Source organism: Ralstonia sp. 110700041-2 (assembly GCF_056280165.1).
In genome coordinates, this window is record NZ_JBSFAI010000010.1 from 198,820 (window position 1) to 214,470 (window position 15,651).

The 15,651-nt window shown below is 60.3% G+C and carries 13 protein-coding genes; 3 read left to right on the forward strand and 10 right to left on the reverse strand.

The features are described 5' to 3' along the window. Nucleotides 1–60: 60 nt before the first annotated feature. The gene (locus ACUXH0_RS16600) at nt 61–852 is read right to left on the reverse strand and encodes a molybdopterin-dependent oxidoreductase (protein WP_137910766.1); all 792 of its coding nucleotides are present in this window, start codon (nt 850–852) and stop codon (nt 61–63) included. Nucleotides 853–860: 8 nt separating this feature from the next. Further along, nucleotides 861–1,535, reverse strand: coding sequence for a cytochrome b/b6 domain-containing protein (locus ACUXH0_RS16605; RefSeq protein WP_009239163.1), 675 nt, complete (start codon nt 1,533–1,535; stop codon nt 861–863). A 132-nt stretch (nt 1,536–1,667) separates the two neighbouring features. On the opposite strand from ACUXH0_RS16605, the gene ACUXH0_RS16610 reads away from it, so the two are divergent. Continuing rightward, on the forward strand, nt 1,668–2,396 hold the full coding sequence (locus ACUXH0_RS16610) for a response regulator transcription factor (RefSeq protein WP_004633344.1): 729 nt from the start codon (nt 1,668–1,670) through the stop codon (nt 2,394–2,396). Beyond that, nucleotides 2,393–3,889, forward strand: coding sequence for a sensor histidine kinase (locus ACUXH0_RS16615; RefSeq protein ID WP_009239164.1), 1,497 nt, complete (start codon nt 2,393–2,395; stop codon nt 3,887–3,889). Before ACUXH0_RS16610 ends, ACUXH0_RS16615 begins: the two co-directional genes overlap by 4 nt. 263 nt (nt 3,890–4,152) lie before the next feature. Here the strand turns inward: ACUXH0_RS16615 and pqqE are convergent, their stop codons facing one another. The 7 genes from pqqE to pqqA all read right to left on the reverse strand — a co-directional run bounded on the left by pqqE (nt 4,153) and on the right by pqqA (nt 9,156). Next, complete coding sequence (gene pqqE / locus ACUXH0_RS16620) at nt 4,153–5,313, reverse strand: pyrroloquinoline quinone biosynthesis protein PqqE (protein WP_004633348.1); 1,161 nt, start codon at nt 5,311–5,313, stop codon at nt 4,153–4,155. Then, nucleotides 5,310–5,570 (reverse strand): pyrroloquinoline quinone biosynthesis peptide chaperone PqqD, encoded by a 261-nt coding sequence (gene pqqD, locus ACUXH0_RS16625; protein WP_004633350.1) that lies wholly within the window; start codon nt 5,568–5,570, stop codon nt 5,310–5,312. The genes pqqE and pqqD overlap by 4 nt, the downstream gene beginning before the upstream one ends. Before the next feature lie 10 nt (nt 5,571–5,580). Next, nucleotides 5,581–6,294: a pyrroloquinoline-quinone synthase PqqC gene (pqqC, locus tag ACUXH0_RS16630; protein ID WP_024973675.1), complete on the reverse strand. Its 714-nt coding sequence runs from the start codon at nt 6,292–6,294 to the stop codon at nt 5,581–5,583. Next, entirely contained in the window at nt 6,291–7,217 is a 927-nt protein-coding gene (pqqB, locus tag ACUXH0_RS16635; protein WP_065851705.1) for a pyrroloquinoline quinone biosynthesis protein PqqB, read from the reverse strand. Before pqqB ends, pqqC begins: the two co-directional genes overlap by 4 nt. Nucleotides 7,218–7,316: 99 nt before the next feature. Further along, a complete protein-coding gene (locus tag ACUXH0_RS16640) occupies nt 7,317–7,640 on the reverse strand; it encodes a c-type cytochrome (protein WP_009239168.1) in 324 nt (107 codons plus the stop codon). After that, on the reverse strand, nt 7,627–8,886 hold the full coding sequence (locus tag ACUXH0_RS16645; protein WP_004633354.1) for a PQQ-dependent sugar dehydrogenase: 1,260 nt from the start codon (nt 8,884–8,886) through the stop codon (nt 7,627–7,629). The genes ACUXH0_RS16640 and ACUXH0_RS16645 overlap by 14 nt, the downstream gene beginning before the upstream one ends. A gap of 195 nt (nt 8,887–9,081) precedes the next feature. Continuing rightward, complete coding sequence (gene pqqA / locus ACUXH0_RS16650) at nt 9,082–9,156, reverse strand: pyrroloquinoline quinone precursor peptide PqqA (RefSeq protein WP_009277167.1); 75 nt, start codon at nt 9,154–9,156, stop codon at nt 9,082–9,084. A gap of 448 nt (nt 9,157–9,604) precedes the next feature. On the opposite strand from pqqA, the gene ACUXH0_RS16655 reads away from it, so the two are divergent. After that, the gene (locus ACUXH0_RS16655; protein WP_024973677.1) at nt 9,605–11,668 is read left to right on the forward strand and encodes a sigma-54-dependent Fis family transcriptional regulator; all 2,064 of its coding nucleotides are present in this window, start codon (nt 9,605–9,607) and stop codon (nt 11,666–11,668) included. Between the two features lie 579 nt (nt 11,669–12,247). Here ACUXH0_RS16655 and ACUXH0_RS16660 read toward each other — a convergent pair. Next, nucleotides 12,248–15,499 carry a sensor domain-containing phosphodiesterase gene (locus ACUXH0_RS16660; RefSeq protein ID WP_259393707.1) on the reverse strand — a complete coding sequence of 1,084 codons (3,252 nt, stop codon included), beginning with the start codon at nt 15,497–15,499 and terminating at the stop codon, nt 12,248–12,250. Nucleotides 15,500–15,651 lie beyond the last annotated feature (152 nt).

Here is a 15,651-nt window from a genome sequence, read left to right on the forward strand (position 1 = left end):
GAACACGGCCTCTCGCTTTCATTGGCAGCCAAGCCACAGTCCGGGGAGCGGACGTGGGGCTCAACTCCCGCCGAACCAGTTGTAGCCCTGGTCTTCCCAGTAGCCACCGGGATAGGTATTGGTCACAAAAATGGCCCGAATATGCTTCGGATTCTTGTAGCCCAGCTTGGTGGGCATTCGCAGCTTCATCGGGAAGCCATACTTCGGAGGTAACGGCGCGCCGTCATAGGTTATGGCCATGAGTGTCTGAGGATGTAGCGCGGTCGCCATGTCGATGCTGGTGTAGTAGTCGTCAGCGCACTTGAAACCGACGTATTTGGCGCTCAAGTCGGCGCCAACTCGGCGTAGAAAGTCACCAAAGCGCACGCCTCCCCACTTACCGATCGCACTCCAGCCCTCCACGCAGATATGGCGTGTCACTTGGTCGTACTGTTGCATCGCACGCAGGTCGGCTAGATTCCATTGACGTCGGTCGGAGACAAGACCGGTAACCTCAAGCCGCCATGCCTGCTCATCAACCTGGCGCACCTCATCCTCGCCGTAGTAGGCATTGAACGGAAAGGGGCGCGTGATCATCGAGTCAGGGTACGTGGGGGCCAGTTGGTTCGGGTCAAAGATCAGGCCCTGAACCTTGTCGTTGAAGCGTGAGATACGCGAGAGAGCCGCCTCGACCTGCTCGTTGTCAGAGATGCTGCAGCCGGTCAGCAGCGACAGGCCGCCCAGCGTGAGCGAGCGCTGCAGGAAAGCACGACGCGCGGGCAGGTTGACGTGACGGGCAATCTGCCGGCGTGCCTCGATGAGCACAGCGTCACCATCAATGCCGTCGAATCTGGGAGCTTTGAATATCTTCATGGGACGAATCAGGCGTCGTGCGACGACCGGTCCTGGATCGGGGAGGGGGTGCCAGCCACGCGGCCGCCTAACATCGTCAGCAGGGTGCGTGGCACCAGAGCTACCATCACAAGGTGCACCACCACGAACGCCACAGCGCCGGCCATCGCGCAGAAGTGGATGCGGCGAGCTACCTCGTAGCCACCAAGTAGCTCTCGCAGGGTCGCGAACTGCACCGACTTCCACAGTACCAAGCCCGAAAGCACCAACAGCACGATGTCCAATATCACCAACAGATAGGCGAGCCGCTGCACGTTGTTGTAGTGGCGCGGGTCGGCATGCGAGAGCCTTCCCTTGAGCGCTGCGACCATGTCACACCGCACACCCGCCGGCGTGACTGGGAAAAATTTGCGGGCCAGTCGGCCGCTGGCGACATTCATGACTAGGTAGACCAAGCCGTTGACCACCAGCAACCACATCGCTGCGAAGTGCCACTGAAGCGCCCCTCCCAGCCATCCGCCCAAAGTAGCGGAGGCTGGGATAGTGAATGGAAAGAACGGTGCAGCGTTGTAGATGCGCCAACCACTCAGCACCAACACCATCACTGCCAAGGCATTGAACCAGTGCGTACAGCGCATCCACAACGGATGCACCGGACTGGTGTCGATGCTGGTGGGCATAGAGAGGTGGGCGTCGCGTTTCATGGAACGTATTCTTGGGCGCTTCCCCTGACCGATTCATCACGCAAAGTTCAATTAATTGTGATAACTGCGCCGGTCAGATCGCGGGACAATCAGTCCTAAAGAACGCTTTAGACATCCCTTTCCCCACGCCCCATGGACTCTGCCAAACGCGTCCTGCTCGTTGAAGATGACGCACACATCGCGGAATTGCTGCGCATGCACCTCCGGGACGAGGGTTATGCGGTGGTGCACGCGGCTGACGGCCATGCGGGCCAGCGGGAAATGGAACGGGGCAACTGGGATGCGCTGGTGCTCGACCTGATGCTGCCTGGCATCGACGGCCTGGAGATTTGCCGCCGCGCGCGGGTCCAGGCCCGCTACACGCCAATCATCATCATCAGTGCCCGGTCGACCGAGGTGCACCGCATCTTGGGGCTGGAGCTCGGCGCAGACGACTACCTTGCCAAGCCCTTCTCGGTGTTGGAGCTGGTGGCGCGCGTGAAGGCACTGATTCGACGTACCGACGCGCTGGCGCGTAACGCGCGCATGGAGTCGGGTAGCCTCACACTAGGCAATCTTGAGATCGAACCACTAGCGCGCGAGGTGCGCGTCGACGGCAAACCGATCGAACTCACGCCGCGCGAGTTCGACCTACTTCATTTCTTCGCACGTCATCCGGGCAAAGTGTTTTCGAGGCTCGACCTGCTCAATCAAGTCTGGGGCTACCAGCACGACGGCTACGAGCATACGGTTAACACTCACATCAACCGGCTGCGAGCCAAGGTCGAGGTCGACCCGGCGCAGCCGCGGCGCATACTCACCGTCTGGGGGCGCGGCTACAAGCTCTCTATCGGGGCAGACGGCAAGGAGGACGCAGCATGAGTGGACGAGGGGAGGCAGTGCTATCTCGACGGCTCTCGCTGGTATTCGCTGTGCTGTTGCTGGTGTGCTGCGGCACTTCGGCTTGGCTGCAATTGCGCTCGAACGGACGTCACGAGCAGGAGGTGATCCAACGCTTGTCGAGCGGGTTGGCCGCACACATCGCGGAGAATGCCGAACTGATGCGACCGGAAGGACTAAACCCTGTCGCGGTGAAAGATCTGTTCGACAAACTGATGGCGGTGAATCCTAGCGTAGAGGTCTACCTGCTCTCGCCTGACGGCCACATTGCGGCGCAAGCGGCGCCCCCCGGCCACCTCAAGCGCGACCGCGTCGACCTCGCACCGGTGCGCAGACTGCTCGCTGGTGCGACGATGCCGGTCCTCGGTGACGATCCACGCAACTTGCAAACGCCCAAAGTTTTTAGCGCCGCGCCGATGCGCGTTGATGGCCGAGACGCAGGTTACGTCTACGTGGTGCTGCAGGGCGAGGACCACGACGCCGTTGCCGCGCACGTGGCGGCTGACAACGTTTTGCGGACAACGCTGTGGTCCATGGGGCTGGTGGCTCTTCTCGGGCTTGTAGCGGGCACGGTGGCGTTCTGGCTCATCACGCGGCCTCTGCGCGAGCTGACGGCTGTAGTCCGACGCTTCGAATCCGAAGGAATCGGATCGCTCGAAAGCCAAACGGCGACGCTGGAGCGCATTGCGCGCGGTGGCGGAGAAATAGCGACACTGAGCCAGGCCTTCGTGCAGATGACGCGGCGCATTGCTGAGCAGTGGCGAGAGCTGACGCTGCAGGACCAGCAGCGCCGCGAACTCGTCGCCAATATCTCGCATGACCTGCGCACGCCCCTGACTTCACTACACGGCTACCTGGAAACGCTCCGACTGAAGGCCGGTATCCTCGACGACGAAGAGCGCCGCCGCTACCTCGACATTGCGCTCGGTCAGAGCCGCAAGGTTGGCCGGCTCGCACAGGAGCTATTTGAGCTAGCACGGCTTGAGTACGGCGTGGTTAAGCCAGAAAAGGAAAATTTCGCGTTGGCCGACCTGGTACAAGACGTGTTTCAGAAGTTCGAGTTGGCAGCAGGGGCGCGTCAGCAACAACTCAAGCCAGACATTGCGCCCGGTCTGCCCATCGTGTCGGCCGACTTGGGCATGATCGAGCGCGTGTTAACAAACCTGCTCGACAACGCCATCCACCATACGCCAGTAGGCGGCGCGATCGAGGTGCAGTTGCGTCCAACGAATACTGGGGTCGCGGTCCAGGTTAGCGACACCGGGCCGGGTATCCCAGGTGAACTTCAGAAGGGACTCTTCGTGCGTCCAGTGTTCATGAGCGGTGCCCGCAGCGATGGCTCACGCAGCGGTGGGCTCGGGCTGATGATCGTGCAGCGAATCCTGCAGCTGCATGGCAGCGAAATCCGGCTGGTGCCGCAGCCCGGAAAGGGTGCGGTGTTTTGCTTCCAGTTGGCGGGTGCCGCCAGTGGGTGATGTTGACCGCTATTGCGTGAGCCTGACCAAGGCTTGCGCGTTGTTCCACATGTCATGCTCGCTATACGCGTATCGGTCGGTTGCTCGCGACTCGTCGGCACTGCTTGCGTGCATCAAAGAGATTGCGGGAACGCGCGTCCATTACGGCTATCGCCGTGTGCACGTGATGCTGCAGCGGGAAGGCTGGAAAGACAACTCCGCTTCGTCCTATGGGGTTGAGCGCGCTCGATGAAAAACGCCTAAATGTGCCCGGTCCCGGGTGATCACTTGGGAGCACTCGACAGGCGCAGCGAGTTGGCATCGCTGCGAAATATCAAGGGGTGCTCGCCCGTCACGGCGCTTTGCTGCGTGTGCCGGGCATGCAGCACGATCTCTTGCACCCGGCTGTGATGGGGCGACTTATCGCACACAGGATCAGCCTGTGCCGCATCGCCTGTGAGCGCAAGTGCCTGGCAGCGACAGCCACCGAAATCCTTATGCTTTTCCGGGCAGGAGCGACAGGGCTCCTGCATCCAGGCATCACCACGGAAGTGGTTGAACGCCTCGCTTTGATTCCAGATTTCAGCAAGCGGCATATCTGCGACATTAGGAAAGCGCAAGCCAGGAATGGTCTGCGCCGCATGGCATGGCAAGGCGGTACCATCTGGCGTAACAGCCAGGAACACCGCCCCCCAGCCGCTCATGCAAGCCTTGGGGCGGGACTCGAAGTAGTCCGGCACCACGAACAGGATGCGCAGCCGGTTGCCGAGCTTCCCACGGTATGCATTCACCACCGCCTCGGCACGCTGCAATTGCTCCCGCGTGGGCATCAGCTGCGCCCGGTTGATCAGCCCCCACCCGTAGTACTGAGTATTGGCAAGTTCGAGATACTCGACGCCCATTGCTACCGCCATCTCGATGATGCGCTCGACATGATCGAGGTTATGGCGGTGCAGTACTACGTTCAGCACCATCGGATAGTCGTATTGCTTGATCAACAAAGCAATGCGTGATTTCAGATCGAACGTGCGCGTGTTCGACAGAAAGTCGTTCATCTCGCGCGTGGAGTCCTGGAAAGAAAGCTGAATGTGGTCGAGTCCAGCTGCCTTGAGACGGGCCAGCCGGGCCTCGGTCAATCCGATACCCGAGGTGATCAGGTTGGTGTAGAAGCCCAGTTGCCGCCCTTCGGCGACGAGTTCCTCAAGGTCGTCACGCAGCAGTGGCTCCCCCCCCGAAAAGCCCAACTGAGCCGCGCCCAACTGGCGCGCCTGGCGCAGTACGTCGATCCATTGTGCGGTGCTGAGCTCGTCGCGCCGGCGTGCGAAGTCAACCGGGTTGTAGCAAAACACGCAGTGAAGCGGGCAACGATGCGTCAACTCCGCAAGCAGCCAAAGCGGGGGCGACACAGCCGCGCCGTCAACAGGCAAGGTTTGCACGTCGGTCATTGGATCCACCCTTGGTCTGCGGCTGCTTGCAGGAAATCTTCCACGTCCTGCTGGAGTCCCGTCGAGCCGAACGCCTGCTCGAGCTCATTCACGAGCGTGGACAGGTCGCGCGAGCCATCACAGCGTTTGAGGATTTCCGCTGCGCTCTGGTTGAGCTTGACCATGCCTTCCGGATAAAGCAGTACGTGGGCTTGCTGGGCTGGCTCCCATTGCAGGCGAAACATTTTGGCAACGCGGGGTTTCTTGGGGATCGTCATTGTGGCGTGCTCAGCGAGTGGGATACGCGCGCTCAATCGCGTCAAGCATCGACCAGAGGACATCAAGTTTGAATTGCAGGATGTCGAGGGCGCGCTCTTGCTGCGCACGTGTCGTGAAGTGTGCCAGTGTCACCTTCAGGCCATGTTCGACATCGCGCTGTGCGAGCGTGATCCGGCTGCGGAAGTAGTGCAGACCACCGGCTTCGATCCACGGATAATGTTGCGGCCAGTTGGCTAGCCGGTCGCGGTGAATCTTTGGCGCAAACATTTCGGTCAGCGATGAGCACACCGCCTCTTGCCACGGCACGCTCCGTGCAAAATTCACGTAAGCGTCGACGGCAAAGCGTACACCCGGCACTACATGCTTGAGCGACCAGAGGTCTTGCTCAGGTATGCCTGCAGCCTCACCCAGCCGCACCCAGGCCTCGATACCGCCAGGGCTATCAGCATTCCCATCATGATCGAGAATTCTCTGCACCCAAAGCCGGCGGGTTTCGCGATCCGGGCAATTGGCGATGATGGCGCCATCCTTGCGAGGGATGTTGATCTGGTAATAAAAACGGTTGGCGATCCAGCCCCGAACCTGGTCGGGCGTCAGTTCACCATTGTTCATGCGCACGTTGAACGGATGATGGATGTGGTAGCCAGCGCCCTTTGCGCGCAACTGCACCTCGAACTCCTCAGGCGGCCATGCAGCGTCGGGGCTTGCGTTGGTTCGGCTCAAAGTTCGATCTCCATCCCGTCGTATGCGACCTCGACGCCGTATCGAGTCAGCTCTGCGCGTTCGGCGGAATCATCGTCGAGAATCGGGTTGCTGTTATTGATGTGGATGACGATCTTGCGGCGCGCATCCAGCGTGTTCAGAAATGCAAGCATGCCGGCGTCGCCGGAGAGCGGCAGGTGGCCCATTTCGTGGGCCAGCTTGCTCGACAAGCCCGAGCGCACCATTTCATCCTCGGTCCAGAAGGTTCCGTCCACCAGCACGCAGTCCGCACCAGCCATGGCAGTTGCAATGTGCGGCTCGATGACACCAAGGCCAGGAGCGTAGAAAGTCTTGCGCCCGGTATGCGTGTCCTCCAGCAAAATGCCGATGTTGTCGCCCGGATCGGGCTCGAGCCGGCGCGGCGAGTAAGGGGGCGCCTTACTGCTGAGTGGAAACGGCGTGATGCGCAGATGATGGATACCCGCCACCTCAAAAGGTCGTTGCAGTCCTGCCTCGGTGTCGAGCGTGATCGGCTGCCAATCCGTACCGCAATAGTGCGCCAGCACCCGCGTCAGGGGCAAACGTTCGGTCAGGTCCTCCCAGACCGAAGCTGTGCAATGCACACGCAGCCGCCCGCCTTCTCGCAGCATCATCAGGCCGGTGACATGGTCGACCTGCGCATCCATGAGCAGCACTGCGGCGATGCCTGTGTCGCGCGTCGCCCGCCCGGGCTGCAGCGCTGGCGTGGCACGAATCTGGGTCAGAATGTCAGGCGACGCATTGATCAGAAGCCAGTCCAAACCGTTGGTCGAGACGGCAATGGACGATTGCGTGCGCGCCAGCGCACGGACCGTACCCGCGCGATAACCCGCGCAATTGCGGCAGTTGCAATTCCACTGCGGGAAACCGCCTCCGGCCGAGGCGCCAAGCACGATGATTCTCATGAGCGTCATGACGAAACCGGGCAAAGCGCCGCGCGCAATGCCCGATTGAGAAACCTGGCCAGCGGACGCCGCGCCGAAGCTTGGCGCCCGCCGGCAAGACTACGGTGCTTTCACGCTGATCGCGATTGCACTGAAGTATGCAGAGACCGCCTGAATGTCCTGGTCGGACAATCCCTTGGCCATCATTGACATCACTTCGTGCGCCCGCGCGCCGGAGCGAAAGTCCTGCAGTGCCTTGACAAGATACTGCTCGTTCTGGCCAGCGAGATTAGGTGCGTCGGGTGCCTTCGACAAACCATCCGCGCCGTGACAGGCGAAGCATTGTGTGGCCTTGGCAGGCGCACCGCTGCCCGCCGCAATCGCCGGGGCTGCTGCCAGCATCAGCGCTGCGCCAAGACCGAGCAGCCCCTTACTCCGCCGCATACGACACCCTGTAGATTGCACCGGCGTAGTCGTCGGAGATCAGCAGTGAGCCGTCGGGCAGCGTCGCCACGTCTACCGGTCGCCCAAGGTACTCGTTATTCGACGTCAACCACCCTTCAGCGAAGACTTCGGTCTTGCCAGCGGTTCCGTCGGCCTTGACCGGCGTGTACATGATGCGCGCGCCGACCGGCGTTGTGCGGTTCCACGAGCCGTGTTGAGCGCTGAACACGCCGCCTTGATACTTGGCCGGGAACATCTTGCCCTTATAGAACGTCATGCCCAGGTCCGCAGCGTGTGCCGCCATTTCAACCTGCGGGAAAACCACACCGGACGGCGGCGTTTCGCTCTTGTATTCGACGGTGCGGATATGCCCACCGCCGTACCAGGGGAAACCGAAGTTCTCACCAGCCTTCGTGGCGCGGTTGAGCTCGCCCGGCGGAATATCGTCACCCATTCCGTCGACCTGGTTGTCGGTGAACCACAAGGTCTTGTCCTTGGGGTTGAAGTCCATCCCCACCGAATTGCGCACGCCACGGGCGAATACCTCGCGGTGCTTGCCGTCGCGGTCCATCCGGATAATGCCCATCATCCCGACCTTGTCATACAGGGCAACCTTTTCCTTGGGGGGCACATTGAACGGGTTACCCAGTGTGATGTAGAGCTTGTCGTCCGGGCCGATCCGACAGGTCCGGGCGGTGTGGTTGAAGCTCTCTTCTTCAACCGGGATCAGTTCCCCCTGGGGCACGACAGGTGCCGTGGCAACATCAGGACTCTCATAGAAAAAATCGGCTGCCGGGAATGCCAGTACGCGATTCTGTTCGGCGACATAAAGCACACCGTCCGGCGAAAAGCACAAGCCATTCGGAATCTTGAAACTGACAGACGGTGCGAACACCTTCACCTCATCGGCGACACGGCTCTTGGTGCGGTCGGAGACGGCCCACACGCGAGTCTTGCGCGTACCGACGAAAACCACGCCCGTATTGGGGCCAACTGCCATGTGACGCGCGTCCGGCACGATCGCATACAGATCGATCTTGAAGCCAGGCGGCAGCTTGACCTGCTTGAGATTGGCCTTGAGCGCCGCTGCGCGTGCCCCGCCCTGCGGCACCGTCTCGATGTTCAACGATGCCCCTGTGCTCTTGAACCCCTCCAGTTTCTGCATGTTGTCCTGGGCCTGTGCGGCAACGCTGCAGGATACTGCCGCGCAAAGCAACGCGAGTCTGGCTGCAAGCTTGCTTGTCATGTTTGTCTCCTCATGGATTTTTGGAAAAAGACATCCCCACACAGTCCGCCGAGCGGCTGCGCTTGTACTTCAGCGGTAATTGGGAAGGTCTAGAAGAAAAGCGGCGCCCGTTCGCAGCCTGCGTCCGATCTGACACAAAGGTCGTATCGCGCAGTTGCGAACATGACGCCCAACGCTCGTGTAGTCGACCCGCAATCAGCGGTTGGCGATATACATCGTGATTTCAAAGCCAAAACGCAGATCGGTCGCTTCGGGTTTTTGCCATGCCATGGTTGTCTCCTATTTCGATTTTTGAATTGTGACGTTCATGCGGCTTTTGTGACGCCTCACGACAGCCGCGCCACTAATCGCAAACACCATGCCATCACCTGGATCCGACCGCATCACCGTCCATGGCGCGAACGCTCACGTCCCGCAGCGCCTGTGCTGATGCCTGTTGGCCGCGAGCAACGACATCTCGTACTGCGTAGCAGCGCCACTGCAATGGGATGTTCAGCGCTGATCCGTAACGGAACAGGCTGATTCGTTTCGATCCAGTTGTTCTGCAACGAAACAGCGATATACGGGTGCGGGATTTCGTGCGCAGGGTTTGGCACGCCCGTTTGCCGCCCTGTAATATACGAAGCAAACGCCCTACAAGAAGGGTGCGACCCGCCCATCCAAGCGGGAGCAACCCGATCATCAGTGCGCGCGATCAGACGCACAATAGGAGACATAGATGCCTGGCGCCCCCAGCGACCCTGCTCCGACCAATGATGCGCGCGTGAGCCAGGTCTCAAGCGCCTGGAACCTGCTCGATACCCCCCTTAGCGGTACATCGTGGCAACGGCAGCATGCCGCCGTCATCGAACAGTCTCATCGACGCTCCACCACCTACGGCCTTCAAGTCACGGACAACCCCGACTTCAGCGCGCTGAGCAAGGCGGCGCTGTCGCTCGCAATCGAGCAGAACCGTACGCTGTATGCGTACGCTTTGCCCGTCATGGAAACCCTTTACGAGCAGATCAGTCATCACCACAACATCGTGCTGCTCACTGATGCCCAAGGCGTGATCCTCCACGCGCAGGGCGACAAGGACTTCCTGGAGAAGGCCGACCGCGTGGCCTTGTCGCTGGGGGTGACGTGGTCCGAGCGCCTGCGCGGTACCAATGGCATCGGTACGGCACTTGTAGAAGGGGCGCCCGTCCAGGTCAGCGCCAATGAGCATTATCTTGGCGTCAACCATGTCCTCAACTGCTCTGCGGTCCCTCTTTTTGACGCATCCGGAAAGGTCACGGGTGTGCTCAACGTCAGCGGAGATCCGGGAAATTTTCCGGCACACACCATGGCGCTGGTCCGGATGTCAGCGCTACAAATTGAAAATCAGCTGTTCGCTGCGGCCAATCCCGACTGCATCACGCTGCACTTGCACAGCCGACCCGAATTGATCGGCACGCTCATGGAGGGGATGCTGTCTTTTGGGCTGGATGGGCGATATCGCGCGGTCAATCGAAGCGCCCTGTTCCAACTCGGGCTGACCCCGTCGGCGTTGGCCGGGCACACGCTGGAATCGCTCCTTGGGCTCAGCGTGCCCGCGCTGTTTGATCACTATCGTTCGGCAACGCCAGATCCGCTGCGAGTGCATGCTGCCAATGGTGTCAGCCTGTATGCCAAGGTCTCGATCCGTCAACGCACCGATTGCGGATCGCTGCTACGACCGCTGTCTGCAGACAAGGTGGGACAGGAGGCCGAGTCGCGTGCCGGCACTGCGAGCCCGGTCCGGGCTCGGGCCACCTCAGGTCTGGGCCAGTTGGACACCGGAGACCCGGAAATCGCAAGAGTGATCAGCAAGCTCAAAAAATTCAACGGCCGCGATATCCCGACCCTCATCATCGGCGAGACCGGTACCGGCAAAGAGCTCCTGGCCCAGGCTATCCACGAGGATTCACCCCGCTGCGCAGGCCCGTTTGTTGCCGTCAACTGTGCGTCGATTCCGGAGACCTTGATCGAATCAGAGCTCTTCGGGTACGAGGAGGGCGCGTTCACCGGAGCCCGCCGGCGCGGCAGCCTTGGCAAGATCCTGCAGGCAAATGGCGGAACGCTGTTCCTCGACGAGATCGGCGATATGCCGCTGACGCTGCAGGCGCGATTGCTGCGTGTGCTGCAAGAGCGCATCGTCACCCCCCTGGGCAGCGCCAAGGCGATTCCAGTCAATGTCGCATTGGTTTGCGCAACCCATCGCAATCTGCGCGACATGATCGCCCGGGGTACGTTCCGCGACGATCTGTACTACCGATTGAACGGACTATTGGTCAAGCTCCCGCCCTTGCGGCAGCGGCGTGACTTCGAGGCGGTGCTCAATCGCCTCCTGGTTGGTGAGCACGGTGGTCAGCGCTTCCGGGTTGCCCCCGAAGTCCTGCGCCTGTTGAAGACATACGACTGGCCGGGGAACATACGCCAACTGGTCAATCTCGTGCGTTCGGCAATGGTCATGGCCGAGGGCGATGAGATCCAGTTGGATGATCTGCCAGACGATTTCCTGGAAGATGTACGTCATCGGGAGCAACCGGCACAGGAGCCACCGGCACACGACATGCTGCCGGTATCGGCAGACCAGGCGACGTTGGATCTACTGGAGTCCTCGCTCATCCGGCAGGTGCTCAAATCGAACGGCGGCAACGTGTCAGCCGCCGCACGCGCACTGGGTGTTTCGCGCAATCGCATCTACCGAAAGCTTCAGTCGCTTGGCGCCGCACCGACAAGCGATCTGCAGTCGCCGCAACGTGACTCGCGTCCCCTATAGCGACGAGATGCTCCGCTCTTGTGGTCAGCGCAGACGGACTGCTGAACGCGTTACCCGCCACCGTCATATCGCCACAGAACCGCCTGCTCAAGGGCGCGGGCAGAACCCTAATAGGCGTAACGACCCGATGCGCCACGCGCAGCGCGCGCCTGCAGCTGTCAATCAAACCGTCTAACGCCATATTTTAGTCACGCGCTCCGAGGCCGACCGACACAGCGCGTGATCATTGAAAGTTGTTTTTCGATTCGCGACGCGCGGCAAAGACCTGCGCGTTGTCATTGCTGGCAGGGTCTTCAGAATGAGCGACTGCCGCACGCTCGGTTCGCGCGAGCGTAGGACCGGGCTGATCTGCCGCTCGAACCCACTGCGGCGCGGCAGCGTCGGCAACCCGATTCCTCAGACACCAGCAACAGCAAATGGGTTTGCCAATGCATTTACAGCCATTCCTCAGCAAGATCTACCCACCCGACGATAACCGTCATGCGCGTATGTGGGCCAAATCTTTTTCGTGAGCGTGAGCAGTGCTGCCGGGCGACCAGCAACTGAGATGGTCCTGCTCCAGTGATTGCCTGGCTACTGCTATACAAAGCTGCGCGACTTCAACCAGTCATGCACTGCATCGAATGGCATCGGATGGCCGATGTAGTATCCCTGCCCAAAATCGCAGCCGGCGGCGCGAAGAATCCGCATGTCTGCTTCCGACTCAATACCTTCCGCCGTCACCGACAGGCCCAGACTGTGCGCCAGCGAAATGATCGAGTGCACGATCGCCTTTGATGGCTGGCTCCCAGAGAGACCACTCACGAAGGAGCGATCAATCTTCAGGTCATCCACCGGCAGCTTCTGCAGGTAGGCGAGAGAGGAATACCCCGTACCAAAATCGTCGACCGCGATCCGAACACCAAGGCCATGAAGTTCATTCAGGGCTCTCAGCGTACGGTCGGGGTCTGCCATGACTGCACTTTCCGTGACTTCGATCTTGAGACAGTTCACCGGAAATCGATTCTGCTCGACCAGATACTGAACGCTCGAAGTGAATTTCTGGTTGATCAAATTGCGCATCGAGACGTTCACTGCAACGAACGCGTTGGGCCATGATTCGATGATGGTTTTGAAACGCGATACGGCAGAGGCGATGACCCACTCTGTGAGCGGGTGAATCAGATCGCTGACTTCAACCATCGGCATGAACTCGCCCGGACCCACGATCCCGAGCCGTGGATGGTTCCACCGAATGAGCGCCTCGAAACCGAAGTGAGGTAGCCCCTGGAGGGGAATTGTGGGTTGGAAATGCAAGATGAACTCGTCCTCCTGCAGCGCCCTGCGCAGTTCACTCAGCAGGAAGGGGCGTGGAGTTCCGGCATCGACCCTATCGGTGAAGGTGAACCCGTGTCCCTCCCTCTTTGCTACATACATTGCGGCATCAGCACTGCGAAGGAGGGTATCCACGTCAAGACCCGCTCCCGGATATCGCGCGGCCCCTACGCTTCCGTTGATTGCGAGGTCGAGCCCAGCGATGCTGAACGGTCGACGAATCGACTCCATCACCGCCTCGATGCGCGTAGCGATTGGCGGACCATAGCTCTCGTCCACGACGAAAGCGAACTCGTCTCCACCCAGACGGCCAACGTCAGCGTGGGGACCCAACTGATCAGTAAGCCGTTCAGCCACGCCCCGAAGAAGTTGATCGCCCGTGGCATGCCCGAGTGAGTCGTTGATCTCCTTGAATCCATCAAGATCCAGGATGGCGACGACGGGATGGCGCTCGCTGGCGTCTGCCTGCTGCAGTCGGGTTTCGAGAGCCGTGACGAAACTTGGGCGATTCAGAAGCCCGGTCAAGTCATCGAACGTCGCGCGGCGGCGCAACTCGTCCTGCTGCCTGCGGCGCTCGCTCGTCTCGATGAAGGTAACGATCGAGCCGGCCACCTGACCGTCCCGCACAATGGGATAGGCCCAATACTCGACCGGCAGTGACGTGCCGTCGCTTCTCCAGAACACCTCATTGTCCACATGAACGTGCGCCCCTGACGCAATGCTGTTCTGAATCTGGCATGCGGCCAGTTCATACGGGGAGCCGTCTTCGTGCGTGTGGTGTATCAGCGCGTGCATTGGCTTACCCGCGAGCTCCTGAGCGGAGTAGCCAAGCAGCCGTTCGCAGGCAGCATTCGCGAAGGTACAACACCCGTTCTGGTCCAATCCGCAGATCGCTTCCACCGTCGAACCCATGAGCAGTGAAAAGAACTCCTTCTGCTCACGAATGGTGTGCGTCAGCGCGCTCCGGTAGGTGACATCGGAAATGAGCGCAAGTGTCGCGTTCCGTCCCTGAAAGCGAAGCGGAAAGTATGCAAGTTCCACTTCAAGTGTATCCCCGCGAGCATCACGATGCAGCTTGACGCCGCTCGTCACGGTCGGCCGCTCACCGCCGCTTTCCGTCGATGGTTCGCTCTTCTGGGAGTGCTGCTCTGGTGCGTCCAGATCGTTCACCCGCATCGCCAGGAAAGTCTCACGGGAGAATCCGTAGTGTTTGATCGCACTATCGTTGACTGCCAAAAACTTTCCGCTCGCGCTTTCCGACACCCACATCGGATACGGATTCGTCTCGAAAAGTGAGCGGTATTCAGCCTCGGACTGGGCAAGCGCCTCACCAGTCTGGTATCGGTCGATCGCGACTGCAGCGACTTCCGCCGCCATTCGACTGACAGGAAGTTCGTCCGGCCGTGGCGCTCTTTGCTCATTGAAATAGAGCGCAAACGAACCAAAGACTCGATCTCCGGTAGAAATGACCGGATACGACCAACACGCGCGCAGGCCATGTGACGTTGCAAGCGTCCGAAAATCCACCCACAGAGGGTCGCTTTCGATGTCCTCCGAAACAATGACTCTGCGCTCCGCAATGGCCGTGCCGCAAGAGCCCGCGCCGCTGACTGCCCGAATACCAATGAGGCTGTCGCAATAGGACTTGGGAAGCTTGGGGGCGATGCAGCTTGTGACGCAACGATCTTCGTCGACGAGCAGCAGCGATGCCTGCGCACCGGGCACCTGCTCTTCGGCGAATTCGCATATGGAGCGAAGAATGCCTTCAAGCGGTTCGGTTTGCGCGATCCGCCGCAAGAGATCCACTTGATGAGACTGCCTCTGGATCGAGGACATCCACTCGCGCTCCCGCTGCTCCAACTCCTTCGCCATCTCATCGAGTTGCACGGCTATCAGCTGGAACTCGCTACCCGAAACCTCATGGGCGACTCGCGTGTGAAAATCGCGCCCTCGCATGCGCGCTGCGGCGTTGGCGATACGGCGAATGTTCTTGCCGATCAGCGCATTTGTGCCTGTCCACCCGGCACTGACGGCTATCGCTATCAAGGCGAGCGCGGCAAGCGCCCTCAGCCTTAGATCGCGATATAAGCCGGAGAACACAGCCGACCCACGCGACGTGTAGAGCACCGTGATTGCCGACGGATCGTCGCGGGGTCCGGCTGACATGGACCCAATCAGCCGAAACGGCTCTGTCGCGTCTGTTGAGATGCGAACATCGCGGGCCCGTGCCATGAACGCTTCGCGCAACCCGGAGCGCTGGAGAGACTGTCCAACCCGCCCGATCAGGGGGTCTGAGGCCAGCAGAATCACTCCGTTTCGATCGAGGATCGTAATGCGGGCCTCGCTATCGACCGAGTTCGGGCTCTCACGCTCAAGGGATGTCAGCCTTAATGAGGCGAACACGACGGCGAAAGGTTTGCCGCCCCCATCGCGCATTGCCGTGGCGACAGAGATGGCAGGTAGGCCAGTGAGCCGCCCCGTCTGATAATCACCAACAGCTAAACCAGGGCGCTTCAAAGCAAGCTGAAAATAGGTTCGATCGGCAAAATTGAATAACGTCCTCGCCGATACAGGGGTAATACCCCCTGAAATCCACCGCTGGGAGAAGTAGAATTTTCTCGTTAAGAGGGAGTTCTGCAGATGAAGAAGTCGAGATTCACAGATAGCCA

Bases quoted from the DNA above. Each gene is read 5' to 3' on its own strand.
- ACUXH0_RS16600 (WP_137910766.1), bottom strand. From the start codon at position 852: ATGAAGATATTCAAAGCTCCCAGATTCGACGGCATTGATGGTGACGCT.
- ACUXH0_RS16605 (WP_009239163.1), bottom strand. From the start codon at position 1,535: ATGAAACGCGACGCCCACCTCTCTATGCCCACCAGCATCGACACCAGT.
- ACUXH0_RS16610 (WP_004633344.1), top strand. From the start codon at position 1,668: ATGGACTCTGCCAAACGCGTCCTGCTCGTTGAAGATGACGCACACATC.
- ACUXH0_RS16615 (WP_009239164.1), top strand. From the start codon at position 2,393: ATGAGTGGACGAGGGGAGGCAGTGCTATCTCGACGGCTCTCGCTGGTA.
- pqqE (WP_004633348.1), bottom strand. From the start codon at position 5,313: ATGACCGACGTGCAAACCTTGCCTGTTGACGGCGCGGCTGTGTCGCCC.
- pqqD (WP_004633350.1), bottom strand. From the start codon at position 5,570: ATGACGATCCCCAAGAAACCCCGCGTTGCCAAAATGTTTCGCCTGCAA.
- pqqB (WP_065851705.1), bottom strand. From the start codon at position 7,217: ATGAGAATCATCGTGCTTGGCGCCTCGGCCGGAGGCGGTTTCCCGCAG.
- ACUXH0_RS16640 (WP_009239168.1), bottom strand. From the start codon at position 7,640: ATGCGGCGGAGTAAGGGGCTGCTCGGTCTTGGCGCAGCGCTGATGCTG.
- ACUXH0_RS16645 (WP_004633354.1), bottom strand. From the start codon at position 8,886: ATGACAAGCAAGCTTGCAGCCAGACTCGCGTTGCTTTGCGCGGCAGTA.
- ACUXH0_RS16655 (WP_024973677.1), top strand. From the start codon at position 9,605: ATGCCTGGCGCCCCCAGCGACCCTGCTCCGACCAATGATGCGCGCGTG.